The sequence below is a fragment of the Luteolibacter pohnpeiensis genome (assembly GCF_016595435.1).
Classification (GTDB): domain Bacteria; phylum Verrucomicrobiota; class Verrucomicrobiia; order Verrucomicrobiales; family Akkermansiaceae; genus Luteolibacter; species Luteolibacter pohnpeiensis.
Window position 1 is genome coordinate 57,740 of the sequence record NZ_JAENIJ010000020.1, and the last position, 12,353, is coordinate 70,092.

Annotated in this window: 9 protein-coding genes; 7 read left to right on the forward strand and 2 right to left on the reverse strand. The window is 56.2% G+C overall.

All coding sequences use genetic code 11. The features are described from left to right. Positions 1-117 precede the first annotated feature (117 nt). From JIN85_RS13020 to JIN85_RS13040, 5 genes are read left to right on the forward strand one after another with little or no spacing between them, the layout of a single operon-like run. Entirely contained in the window at positions 118-1,548 is a 1,431-nt protein-coding gene (locus JIN85_RS13020) for a circularly permuted type 2 ATP-grasp protein (RefSeq protein WP_200271456.1), read from the forward strand. Between the two features lie 42 nt (positions 1,549-1,590). Further along, on the forward strand, positions 1,591-2,631 hold the full coding sequence (locus tag JIN85_RS13025) for an alpha-E domain-containing protein (RefSeq protein ID WP_200271411.1): 1,041 nt from the start codon (positions 1,591-1,593) through the stop codon (positions 2,629-2,631). Continuing rightward, on the forward strand, positions 2,598-3,530 hold the full coding sequence (locus JIN85_RS13030) for a transglutaminase family protein (protein ID WP_200271413.1): 933 nt from the start codon (positions 2,598-2,600) through the stop codon (positions 3,528-3,530). The genes JIN85_RS13025 and JIN85_RS13030 overlap by 34 nt, the downstream gene beginning before the upstream one ends. Before the next feature lie 58 nt (positions 3,531-3,588). Next, positions 3,589-3,855 carry a hypothetical protein gene (locus JIN85_RS13035; RefSeq protein WP_200271415.1) on the forward strand — a complete coding sequence of 89 codons (267 nt, stop codon included), beginning with the start codon at positions 3,589-3,591 and terminating at the stop codon, positions 3,853-3,855. 30 nt (positions 3,856-3,885) lie between these two features. Further along, positions 3,886-5,388 (forward strand): c-type cytochrome domain-containing protein, encoded by a 1,503-nt coding sequence (locus JIN85_RS13040; RefSeq protein WP_200271416.1) that lies wholly within the window; start codon positions 3,886-3,888, stop codon positions 5,386-5,388. 866 nt (positions 5,389-6,254) lie between these two features. Here the strand turns inward: JIN85_RS13040 and JIN85_RS13045 are convergent. Together JIN85_RS13045 and JIN85_RS13050 are read right to left on the reverse strand one after the other, a co-directional pair. Then, a complete protein-coding gene (locus tag JIN85_RS13045; protein WP_200271418.1) occupies positions 6,255-6,890 on the reverse strand; it encodes a fibronectin type III domain-containing protein in 636 nt (211 codons plus the stop codon). Between the two features lie 429 nt (positions 6,891-7,319). After that, positions 7,320-7,643 (reverse strand): hypothetical protein, encoded by a 324-nt coding sequence (locus tag JIN85_RS13050; protein ID WP_200271420.1) that lies wholly within the window; start codon positions 7,641-7,643, stop codon positions 7,320-7,322. Between the two features lie 937 nt (positions 7,644-8,580). Here JIN85_RS13050 and JIN85_RS13055 point away from each other — a divergent pair. Next, positions 8,581-11,163 (forward strand): type I restriction-modification system subunit M, encoded by a 2,583-nt coding sequence (locus JIN85_RS13055; RefSeq protein WP_200271458.1) that lies wholly within the window; start codon positions 8,581-8,583, stop codon positions 11,161-11,163. A 24-nt stretch (positions 11,164-11,187) separates the two neighbouring features. Next, on the forward strand, positions 11,188-12,342 hold the full coding sequence (locus JIN85_RS21965) for a restriction endonuclease subunit S (protein WP_200271422.1): 1,155 nt from the start codon (positions 11,188-11,190) through the stop codon (positions 12,340-12,342). Positions 12,343-12,353: the final 11 nt, after the last annotated feature.

Genomic DNA, 12,353 nt, shown 5'->3' on the forward strand with positions numbered 1-12,353 from the left:
TCCCGATTTCAGCATTTCAAGGGGAGACTGTCGCTAGATTGCGTTTCCTGGTTTGCAAACCCCGGTAAATCAAAGTTGGCCCGACAGCTGCTAACGCCTTATATACAACCCATGGCAATGTTTGATCTCTACAATCCTGGCAAATTTCATGATGAGATGTTTTGCGAAAATGGTGAGGTCAGACCGTTCTGCGCGCCACTGTTTGAACGTTTTGGAAAGCTTTCCGAGCGCGATTTCCTGACCCGGAAGAGCAATTCGGAACTCTATTTCCTCCGCCAGGGCATCACTTTCAACGTCTATCACGATAACCGCGGCACCGAGCGGATTTTCCCGTTCGATCCGGTTCCGCGCGTGATCCCCGCCGATGAATGGGCGCATCTGGAAGCCGGGCTCACCCAGCGCATCATCGCGCTGAACCTGTTCCTGCATGATATTTATCACGATCAGCAGATCCTGAAGGACGGCGTGATCCCGCGCTTTTACATCGAGCAGGCAAAGCACTACCGCCCGGAATTCCGCGGCGTGGACGTGCCAAAGGACATCTACATCCACATTTGCGGCAGTGACCTGATCCGTGGCTCGGACGGCGTTTACTACGTGCTGGAGGACAATGGCCGCTGCCCATCCGGTGCCTCCTATTTGCTGGAAAACCGCAACGCCCTGAAGCGTGCGTTCCCGGGAATTTTCGATTCGATGGGCGTCCGTCCGGTCGATTCCTACCCGCGCGACCTGCTCAACATGCTGCACTACATCTCGCCCCGCCGGGATGTGAACCCGGTCTGCGTGCTCTTGACGCCCGGTTGTCATAACAGTGCCTACTTCGAGCACTGCTACCTCGCCCGCGAAATGGGCATCGAGATCGTGGAAGGCCGCGACCTCGTCGTGGTGGATAATTTCGTTTACATGCGCACCACCCACGGCCTGGTCCGGGTGGATGTGATCTACCGGCGTATCGATGACGATTTCATCGATCCCGTGGTGTTCCGCAAGGACTCGGTGCTCGGCGTTCCGGGGCTGATGAATGCCTACCGCCATGGCAATGTCGCGCTGGCCAATGCCGTCGGCACCGGCGTGGCGGATGATAAAGTGACCTATTACTTCGTGCCGAAGATGATCGAATACTACCTCGGTCAGGAGCCGATCCTGCCGAACGTGCCGACCTATCTGGCCTCTGAGGAAGAGGATCGAAAATACATCCTCAGTCACTTGTCGGAATTGGTCGTGAAGGCGGCCAATGAATCCGGCGGCTACGGCATGCTGATGGGGCCGACCGCCAGCAAGGAGGAGATCGAAAAATTCCGTCAGCTGATCATCGCAGACCCACGCAACTACATCGCCCAGCCTGTGATTTCCCTTTCGCGCAGCCCGACCTGGTGTGAAGGCGGAATTGAAGGCCGCCATATCGATCTCCGGCCGTATATCATTTACGGTGAAGATGTGAAGATCGTGCCGGGAGGCTTGACGCGGGTGGCGCTCACCAAGGACTCTTTGGTGGTGAATTCGTCACAAGGCGGCGGCAGCAAGGACACCTGGGTGCTCCGCCAGTAAGGAATCGCTGCGTTTTCGATCAAAAAACCCCCTCGTATCTTCATGCTATCCCGCGTTGCCAACACTCTCTACTGGATGGTCCGTTACGTCGAACGGGCTGATAATTTGGCCCGATTGATCGATGTGAACCAGCAGCTGCTGCTGGACTTCGAAAGTCTGGATAGCCAGCGCCTGAAGGCCTTCTGGATGCCGATCGTGCTCAGCCTGGGGGAAGAAGAGCTTTTCGAGCAACTCTATGACGATGTCGGCAGCACGCAGGTGATCCGGTTTCTCACCGACGACGCGAAGAACCAGAACAGCATCGCCTCCTGCATCGGCCTCGCTCGCGAAAATGCCCGCACGGTGCGCGATCAGCTTTCGGACGAGCTGTGGGAGGAAATCAACGCGCTTTACCTGTTTACCAAGTCGGACGAAGCATCGCGCTTCCTGGAGCTGGACCCGCCGAAGTACTACGAAAACATCCGTCGCTCGGCGGTGACTTTCCTCGGCGTCGCGGCATCGACGATTTCGCGCAATGAGGCGTGGGATTTCATGGATCTCGGCCGCTTTCTCGAACGCGCGGATAAGACCACCCGCTTCCTGGATATTTCCAACTACCTGCCACCGGCGGAGGAGGGGGGAGAGGTCACCGCTCCTGGCGTGCTCCACTGGACGGCGATCCTGCGTTCCTGCGGCGCCATCGGTGCATTCCGCGCGGAACGCAAGGCGATCTCCGCCCGCAACGTGCTGGAATTCCTGATCTTTTCGCGCAATTTTCCACGCTCGGTCCGCTACTGCATCGAGCGGGTGGACACCAGCCTGCACCGGATTTCGAATTCACCGCAGGGCGTGTTCACCAATGAATCGGAGCGCGTTTCCGGGCGCTTGCTCGCCGCGCTGAACTTCGGCTCCACCAGCGATATTTTGGACGCTGGCCTGCATTCCTATCTGGATGAACTGCAGCGCCGCTTCAACGACATCGGCTCGGAGATTTTCGAAACCTATGTGTTGATGCCGGAGCGGGTGCAATTCCAGGCTGAGGCCAAGTCCACGCCATCCGCTCTTTCCGCGTGGCAGATGGAGCAGCAACAGCAACAGCAGTGACCGGCTACCCAGAATCACCGCAAACCAGCAACCGCTCCACCAAACTGGGGACGAAACTCTCCGTGCTGCACCGGACGGTGTTTCATTACGCGCACCCGGTCACGGATAGCGTGAACACCCTGCATCTGGAGCCGCGGACTTATCCCTTCCAGAATACCACTTCCGCTCTGGTCCGCATTTTGCCCGCCACCCGCGTGCGGCGATTTACCGACCTGTTCCAGAACATCACCCACCACTTCGAGCTGCCAAAGCCTCACCAGAAGCTGGAGATCGAAAGCCGCATCAAGGTCCACAACCTGCCCTTGGTCATCCCGGCGGCAGGGCGGGAAATGGTCATGGCGGATTACACCGACTCCTCAGTCAAGGAGCGCACCTGGCAGTTTCTTCAGGACAGCCGCTGGGTTGCCAAAAGCCCGGAACTCTGGCGCATGGCGCTGGATCTCACCGCAGGGTTGAAAACGGTTTACGATCAGGCAACCGCCATCATGGCCTGGATCCGGCAGGAATTCCGCTACGAAGCGGGCATCACCGATGTGAATACCCATCTGGACGAGGTGTTCCGCCTGCGTTGCGGGGTTTGCCAGGATTTCGCCCATGTCATGATCGGCCTCTGCCGGTCCATTGGCATTCCCGCCCGCTACGCATCCGGATACATCTACAATGGTCCGCGCGATTCGCTGGTCGGCGCGCAGGCATCCCACGCCTGGTGTGAAATCTACCTCACCGGCGTCGGCTGGATCGGCTTTGACCCCACCAATAACACGCTGGCCGATGAACGATTCGTGAAAATCGCCGTAGGCCGTGACTACGAGGACGTTGCTCCCGTCCGCGGCTCGTATTTCGGCACCGGTCAGTGCTTGTTGGAGGTGGATGTGGTGGTGGAAAAACTCGCAGAATAGCGGATTTCCGGTAATCATCCGCAAGTTGCCGCAACACGGAATCGTAGTAGCCTGTGCCATGAGACGTAAACTAGCTTGGCTCCTGACTTTGCTCTCTGGCGGCTACCTCCTCACGATTGGTATTTTGCCAGACCCACTTCCATTTCTCGACGAAGCCTTCGCCCTCACGATTTTTGTGAAAGCGGCGAGCTACCTCGGCCACGACGTACGCGGCCTGCTGCCATTTTTCGGCAAACGCCGTGCTAAATCAGCCCCGCGCCGCGCCACCCCTGGCCCGATGCCACACCGGCCTGAGCTCGCATGGACCAAAACGGTCGATGTCTGATCTCCCACTGCCTCCCAAGACAGCAACTTTATGGTAAAAAACCACCGCAAGCCCTCCAGAAAACCTTGGTTCATCACCATCTGCAGCCTCTTCATCATCGCCTGCCTCATCGCCATGCCCTTGCTGGTTGGCGATCCGAATGGCGATAAAGCACCGGACTGGGTCCGCTTCCTTGGCCACTTCCATCCGGTCCTGCTGCACCTCCCCATCGGAGTCTTCGCGCTGATCTTGTTTCAGGAAACCGTCGGCATGTTCCGCAGCTGGCGCTATGGCCCGGGAACGCCGCTGTTTCCCATGTTCTTCGCCGCTGCCACCGCCGTGGTCGCCGTGGTCGCCGGGTTTTTGCTCTACCAGGGCGGCGGTTACGAAGGAAATGCCACGGCCACCCGCCACCTCTGGCTCGGCCTCGCTTTCAGCGTCGCCGCCATCCTCACCTTTTTAGTCAAAGCCTGGACCGTAGCCTATTCCGGGAATGCCCTCGCATTCCGCGCCATGCTTTTCGGCAGTTCCGGGCTCATGGCCTTCGCCAGCCACGATGGCGCCTCCATGACCCACGGCAGCACCTACCTCACCCAATACGCGCCACCATTTCTCAAAAAACTGCTCGGCGAAGAAGTGCCAGCGGCAAAATCCACCCCAGCTGCTAAGGTGGCATCCGTCGATGATCTCGTCGTCTACACCGATGTCATCGCCCCCATTCTCGATAACAAGTGCGTCCAGTGCCACAAGGCGGAAAAGTCCAAAGGCCGGCTCCGTCTGGACACCTACGACATGATCCTCAAGGGCGGCAAGGAAGGTGATGGGATCGAGCCCGGCAACGCCCACGACAGCAATCTCGTCTTCCGCATTGAGCTGGAAAAAGACGACGATGAGCACATGCCACCGGAAGGCAAGCCGGACATCTCCGTGGATGAACTCGCCGTGCTGAAATGGTGGATCGACAGCGGCGCGGACCCCGCCAAAAAGGTCAAGGACCTGGAAGTCCCGGACGCCGTGCGCAAGTCCCTGGACGAGGTCGCCGGCAGCCTCATCAAAGCCACCGCCGCCGCCCCCATCAACGAGGAGCTGAAGCAAAAAGTCGCTGGCATTTCCAAGGAACTCTCCGGCGCGCTCACCTACGAAGCTGCGGATTCCAGCAACCTGGTCTTCACCGCCGTGTCCATCCGCGATGGATTTGACGATGCCCAATTCGGCAAACTCAGCCCCGTGCTTCCCGAGCTGACCTCGCTCGATCTCGCCTCCACCCAAATCACCGATCAAAGCGTCGAGAAACTTGGCGATGCCAAAAACCTCCGCACCCTGCGCCTGTCCCAGACCCAGATCGGCGACGCCTCGCTCGATACCCTGGCAGGCTTGCAAACCCTCGAATCCGTCAATCTCTACGGCACCGAGGTCACCGATGCCGGCGTGGAAAAGCTCAAATCATTGCCCAATCTCAAGCACCTCTACCTTTGGCACACCAAGGTCACCCCGGAGACCATTGAGCGTCTCAAAAAAGAAATGCCCAACTGCGAAATCGTCACCGGCATCTGAGCCGGGCAGGGGAGCATGCTGTGGCGGGACGCCCCAGCCACTCTCAAACACACCCGCCGCCCCATCGGGTTTGCACGAACGATTCGCGTCGTGGTGTTAAACATGACACGCCCCAACGGGGCAAAATGGGATAGCCCAGGTTGGTTTGGGAAGATGAACACCACACGCCCCAACGGGGCAAAATGAGATAGCCCAGGGTGGTTTATATGAGGCAGAACACGAATGCCCCAACGGGGCAAAATCCGATAGCCCAGGGTATCACCCTGGGTAAGATGTGGAAAAATAGATCCGCCCTGAAGGGGCGGGATTGCGGCCGGGGTGTGGGATCGTCGGGGGAAATGCGGACCAATTGGATGTCGCCCCTTCAGGGCTCAATATTTCGAACATTGATGTTCCCAAGGTTGCACCTTGGGCTATCTCATTTTGCCCCGTTGGGGCAGATATGGCATGCGCCGGGGGCCGATTTGGGTGATGCATCGTATGGTTTTGCTGGGGGGTATATGGCTGCGTCGGTAATTGCGGGTGGGAACGGCGATTGGGTGACGAATGCCCCAACGGGGCAAAAATGAGATAGCCCAGGGTATCACCCTGGGTTGGGGGCACCCCAAAAAAACGAGCCCTGAAGGGGCGACATCTGCCGCTAAAACCCTTTCCACACCCATTCCCGCATGCCCCACCTCGCACGGGAACCTCTTCAAATTTCGGAAATAACTATCCTCAAAACCTTACGAAAATTCAATCTCATCCAACCTATTTCCGGGATCAAATTTCATCCACAACATCCCAGATAATAAAAAATCGCACGATGAAAACCTCGATAGATCTCCATCGTGCGATGAATAGATTCGAATTCAAAATCAAAATAACTATAGAGAACGATGCGTGGTAATATTGCTCCAATCAGAAAATCCGGTGCTGCCACCAATGGCCCGAATTCGATACGCATACACATTACCCGGCGTTAATCCTGTTACTAAAATATTACGGGAACTCGACTGGATCGCGACTTGGGAAAACTCACCCAATACCCCCTCATTCGATACCGGGGCGATGTCCACCTGGTAGCACTTTGCCGTGGCCACCGGCTTCACCGTCACCTCCGTTTCTCCAGACATCCCTTGCTTGATCCGTTGCAACAATGGCGTGGCTAATGGAACCATGCTGCGGTTACGGCTCATTGCCTGGAACCCACTGTCCAGCAACATCGAAAGGTTGTTTTTCGATGCCACCTGCACGTAGAGCGCCAGCTCCTGCAGCAGCGATACCAAATACGCCTGGCGTTCATTCTTCAATGCCGTCCCGGCAGGGCCGCTGCTCGCCTGCAGCTCCATGGCCTCCTCCAGCCCAGCGATTTCCACATCCAGCGTGTCCTTGGGAAATGGAGGGCTGATGTAATCCACATCCGAATACAACTTGGCAGATACCGTTCGTGCTAATGTGACTAAATCCTCCGCACTACCCGATGCGAATTTCTGCGATACTCTTAGTTTTGTGGTGCTCATTTCTAATCATGAATTATTGGTTGGTGTAGCCAAATGACTGGGAATTTTTTCAATTACTTGGCTATGGATTAGTCATTAATCTAAAAAATTGTATCCCGGCAACTAAAAATGAATCATGACAATGGATCTAACAAATTTAATGAATTCGGTCGCTTGCCCTAATGATAAATGAACATCATTCATCATCAAATACTTAGGGATTTTAAAATTCGCAAATCTAAGCAAGATTTGCGCAGTGAAAAATTTAAAAATATTTTCAAACCTTGCGCTGAGATGCGTCGATTTTTGAAATGATTTCCCGGAATCGCCCCATGATTTAGCAGTGAAAATGACCTCAGCGTTCCGATTGAATTCCGCCTTTCGCTCCATCCGAATCCCCCCCCTGCATCTTCCCAAATCCGATCTGTAGAAGCTAAAGCACGTCGAAAACTAGGCAAAGTCCGTCGCGAACAAGGCAAAGTCCGCCACGAACAAGACAAAGTCCGCCGGGAACAAGACAAAGTCCGCCGGGAACAAGACAAAGTCCGCCGGGAACAAGACAAAGTCCGCCGCGAACAAGGCAAGGTCCGCCACGAACAAGGCAAAGTCCGTCGCGAACAAGACAAGGTCCGCCGCGAACAAGACAAAGTCCGCCGCGAACAAGACAAAGTCCGCCGCGAACAAGGCAAGGTCCGCCGCGAACAAGGCAAAGCCTGCGACGAACAAGCTAAAGAACGAAATCGTCACCGGCATTTGAGCCGGGAAGGGGGGCATGCTGTGGCGGGACGCCCCAGTCACGACCTGCGGCGAGACGCCGCAGCCACTCTCAAACACGCCCGCCGCCCCAACGGGGCAATATGGGATAGCCCAGGGTATCACCCTGGGTTGGGGCATTCCAAATAAACCGAGCCCTGAAGGGGCGGGATTGCGGCCGGGGTGTGGATCGTCGGATGGAAATGCGGGCCGATTGGATGTCGCCCTTCCAGGGCTCAATATCTCGAACATTGATGTTCCCAAGGTTGCACCTTGGGCTATCTCATTTTGCCCCGTCGGGGCGGATATGGCATACGTCGGTGGCCGATTTGGGTGATGCATCGGATGGTTGCGTCGGGGCAGATATGGTATGCGCCTGTGGACCGATTTGGGTGATGCATCGCTTGCTTTTGCTGGGGGGTATATGGCTTGTGTCGGTAATTGCGGGTGGAAATGGCGATTGGGTCACGAATGCCCCAACGGGGCAATATGGGATAGCCCAGGGTATCACCCTGGGTTGGAGCATCCCCAAAAAACCGAGCCCTGAAGAGGGCGACATCATCGGATGATTTCCCTCCCGCCACCATCCTTCATGCATCGCCCTTCATCGCAATCCACCCCGGCCAAACCCCTATCCATTCACGCCACCAATCCCTTATTTCCACCCTAGCGCCTTTTTGGCTTCCCGTTGCCTCTCTGCCGATTAGAACAATCTTTGCAAGATGCCCGATTCCTCCTCCCAAGCCTTCCTCCGCGAACAAGACAAAGTCCGCCGCGAACAACACAAACTCCCTCGCTCGATGGATAAAGTGCGTGCCGAAAAAACTGTTTTCTGAGATAGAAATCCCGGCATTGCCATCAAAAGCAACGCCTCCTGCTGCTCATGCAGCAAAAACCAAACTGCCATCGCCTGTTCCTAGCGCGAATATCGGAGATCACACGCTGCCTTGCCAACACCTTGAATAAACAACAACTCGCCTCCAAGATCTGGGAATCGGCCAATCAGATGCGGTCGAAAATCGAAGCCAACGAATACAAAGACTACATCCTCGGCTTTATTTTCTACAAATACCTCTCTGACAAATTGGTCCGCTTTGCGAAGAGCGAAGACTTCACTGATCAAAATCTGCACGATCTTTCGGAGGACGATCCCGAGATCGTCGAGCACATCAAAAGCCAGATCGGTTACTTCATTGCTTACCCGCACCTCTTTTCCACTTGGATCGAAAATAAAGGGGATTTCGACGTCTCCCACGTCCGCGATGCTTTGTCCGCCTTCAGCCGCCTCATCCATCCGAACCACAAGCGGCTCTTCGAGGGCATTTTCAAAACCCTGGAAACTGGCCTGAGCAAGCTGGGCGATACCGCCGCACGGCAGACCAAGGCCATCAGCGATCTCATCCAGCTCATCAAGGACATCCCCATGGATGGTCGGCAAGGTTATGACGTGCTCGGCTTCATTTACGAGTATCTCATCGGCATGTTTGCCGCCAATGCTGGCAAAAAGGCGGGCGAGTTCTACACCCCGCACGAGGTTTCCGTGCTCATGTCGGAGATCATCGCGCACCACCTGCACGACCGCGATACCATCGAGATTTACGATTCCACCAGTGGCTCCGGCTCGCTGCTGCTGAATATCGGCCGCTCCATCGCCAAGCACATGGCGAATCAGGACAACGTCAAATACTACGCTCAGGAGCTAAAGGAGAACACCTACAACCTCACCCGCATGAACCTCGTCATGCGCGGCATCCTCCCCACAAACATCGTCACGCGAAATGCCGATACGCTGGAGGATGACTGGCCGTTCTTCGATGACAGGGACCCCGTCAATACCTACAACCCGCTTTACCTCGACGCGGTTGTTTCGAATCCCCCTTACTCCCAGAAGTGGGACCCCGAGCACAAGGAAAACGACGCCCGTTTCTCCCGCTTCGGCCTCGCGCCCAAGTCAAAGGCTGACTACGCCTTTCTCCTGCACGATCTTTACCACCTGAAGCCGAACGGCATCATGGCCATCGTCCTGCCGCACGGCGTGCTGTTCCGGGGAGGTGAAGAGGGCGAGATTCGGAAAAACCTGATCGAGAACGACCACCTCGAGACCATCATCGGCCTGCCGCCGAATATCTTCTTCGGCACCGGCATCCCCACCATCATCCTCGTGCTCCGCCAGCGGCGCGCGGCGAGCGATGTCCTGATCGTGGACGCCTCCAAGGGCTTCGCCAAGGAAGGAAAAAACAACAAGCTCCGCGCCTCCGATATCAAAAAGATCGCGGACACCGTGACCGCCCGGGCCACCGTGCCGGGCTACAGCCGCCTCGTCCCCAAGACCGAGGTGCAGGAAAATGACTACAATCTCAATATCCCTCGCTACGTGGATTCCTCCGAGCCTGCGGAAAGCTGGGACCTCTATGCTTCCATGTTCGGCGGCATCCCGGTGAGCGAGCTGGATTCACTGCGGGAATTTTGGGATGCCTTCCCCGGATTGCGCTCCGCCCTTTTTACTGACAATGGCACGCCTTACGTGGAGCCACAGGTGCCTGACCTCGCTACCGCCACCCGCGACCACACTGAGGTGCGGGCTTTCGTGGATCGTTTCGCCGCTGCCCTGGCTGATTTTACGCCCTGGTTGCGCGGTGCGTTGCTGAAGCCGATGCTTACGCTCATGATTCCCCGGCAGGAGGCGGTGCTTAGCGAGGCGCTATTTGCCCGGCTGGAGCCGCTGCCGCTCATCGACCGATACGAGGCATACCAAATCCTCGATGATCACTGGCAACCCATCGCCATTGATCTGGAAATCATCCAGACCGAGGGCTTCGATGCCTGCCGCGTGGTGGAGCCGATTCTAGTGGAGAAAACGAGCAAGGGCGTGAAGGCCGAGGTGCAGGATGGCTGGAAAGGCCGCATCCTGCCCTTTGATCTAGTCCAGCAGGTCCATCATCAGGCCGGCCTGGAAGCACTCCGTGAAAAGCAAACCCGTCTCAGCGAAATTGCTGCCTCCATCGAGGAAACGCTCGAGAGCTTCAGCGAAGAGGAAAAGACCAATGACACCGTTAACGACGAGGGCGACAAGTTCGCCGCCGCCGCAGTGGCCAGGGAAGCGAAAACACTGCAGGCCGAGGCGAAGAAGTCCGGCAAGTTCGATTCCGAATCTTACGAGGCGAAAATCATTCAAGTCGCCGCATGGCTGGCCGAAGAGAAAACCCTCAAGGCTGCGATCAAAAAGGATGCCGCCGCCCTTCACCTGCAGACCAAAGACATCATCAAAGGCCTGAGTGACGAACAGGTGCTCGAGCTCCTCGAACGCAAATGGATCGCGCCGTTTAGCGAAGCGCTGCATTGCCTGCCCGGACAGCGGATTGAGATGCTCATTGGAAAGCTGGAAGCCCTCGCGGAAAAGTATCGGATCACCTACGCCGACAACGCCCGCGAGATTCAGCAGGCAGAAACCGCGCTGGCGGGCATGATCGAGGAACTGGATGGCAATGAGTTCGACCTCAAAGGCCTCGCCGAGTTGAAAACCTTACTAGCGGGGAACTGAATGGGAAAGGAATGCAACAGCAAGGTGCCGAGGATCCGCTTCAAGGGGTTCGAGGGGGAGTGGGACGAGGTGTCACTTGAGGGACTGTTTCCGATTACCTCGGCGGCGCGTGTTCACAAGCATGAGTGGACTCAATCGGGCGTGCCATTCTTCCGTTCAAGCGATGTGGTTTCGGCGTTCAAAGGCGAGAAGAATGCAAAAGCGTTCATCTCTCACGACCTTTATGAAAAGCTCTCCGCGAAAGTTGGTCGTATTAAAGCGGGCGACGTCTTGGTCACTGGCGGCGGCTCGATTGGAGTGCCTTATCTGGTCGAGAACGACGATCCGCTGTATTTTAAAGACGCCGACCTTCTCTGGTTCAAAGTGCGCGGCTCAATAGATAGTCACTACCTACACACGTATCTGGGTGCTCAGCCCTTCCGGAAACACCTTCAAAGCATCAGTCATATCGGCACGATTGCGCACTACACCGTTGAGCAGGCAAAAGCCACTCCGATTACAGTCTCGAAAGTTACAGCCGAACAAACCCAAATCGGCGGGTATTTCCGGGAGGTGGATCGGCTGATTGGGCTGCAACAGCGGAAGCATGACAAGCTGGTGACGCTGAAAAAAGCGATGCTCCAAAAGATGTTCCCCCAACCCGGCACCACCACCCCCGAAATCCGCTTCAAAGGCTTCGAGGGGGAGTGGGAGGAGAAGAAGTTGGGGGAGATCATTGATCTCGGTAGTGGACGTGATTACAAACATCTCTCGGCGGGGAACATACCAGTTTACGGAACGGGAGGATACATGCTCAGTGTGAACGAGGCGCTTTCATCTATCAGTGATGCAATTGGAATTGGACGAAAAGGAACGATCGATAAGCCCTATATTTTGAAGGCCCCATTTTGGACGGTAGATACGTTATTCTATGCAATCCCGAGATTTGGAAACGATCTCGATTTCGTGTTTTGTATCTTTCAAGGAATGGACTGGAAGAAAAAGAATGAGGCAACGGGAGTTCCAAGCCTCTCGAAAGTTGCGATCAACGAGATCGGGGTGGTCTCACCAAGCCCAGCCGAACAACAAAAAATCGGCCGCTACTTCCGCACGCTGGACGAGCTGATTTCCAAACACGCCATTCAGCTTCGAAAGCTCAAGCAGCTCAAATCCGCCTGCCTGGAGAGAATGTTTGTCTAAGCGCCGCGCCC

Bases quoted from the DNA above. Each gene is read 5' to 3' on its own strand.
- JIN85_RS13020 (WP_200271456.1), top strand. From the start codon at position 118: ATGTTTGATCTCTACAATCCTGGCAAATTTCATGATGAGATGTTTTGC.
- JIN85_RS13025 (WP_200271411.1), top strand. From the start codon at position 1,591: ATGCTATCCCGCGTTGCCAACACTCTCTACTGGATGGTCCGTTACGTC.
- JIN85_RS13035 (WP_200271415.1), top strand. From the start codon at position 3,589: ATGAGACGTAAACTAGCTTGGCTCCTGACTTTGCTCTCTGGCGGCTAC.
- JIN85_RS13040 (WP_200271416.1), top strand. From the start codon at position 3,886: ATGGTAAAAAACCACCGCAAGCCCTCCAGAAAACCTTGGTTCATCACC.
- JIN85_RS13045 (WP_200271418.1), bottom strand. From the start codon at position 6,890: ATGAGCACCACAAAACTAAGAGTATCGCAGAAATTCGCATCGGGTAGT.
- JIN85_RS13050 (WP_200271420.1), bottom strand. From the start codon at position 7,643: ATGCCCCCCTTCCCGGCTCAAATGCCGGTGACGATTTCGTTCTTTAGC.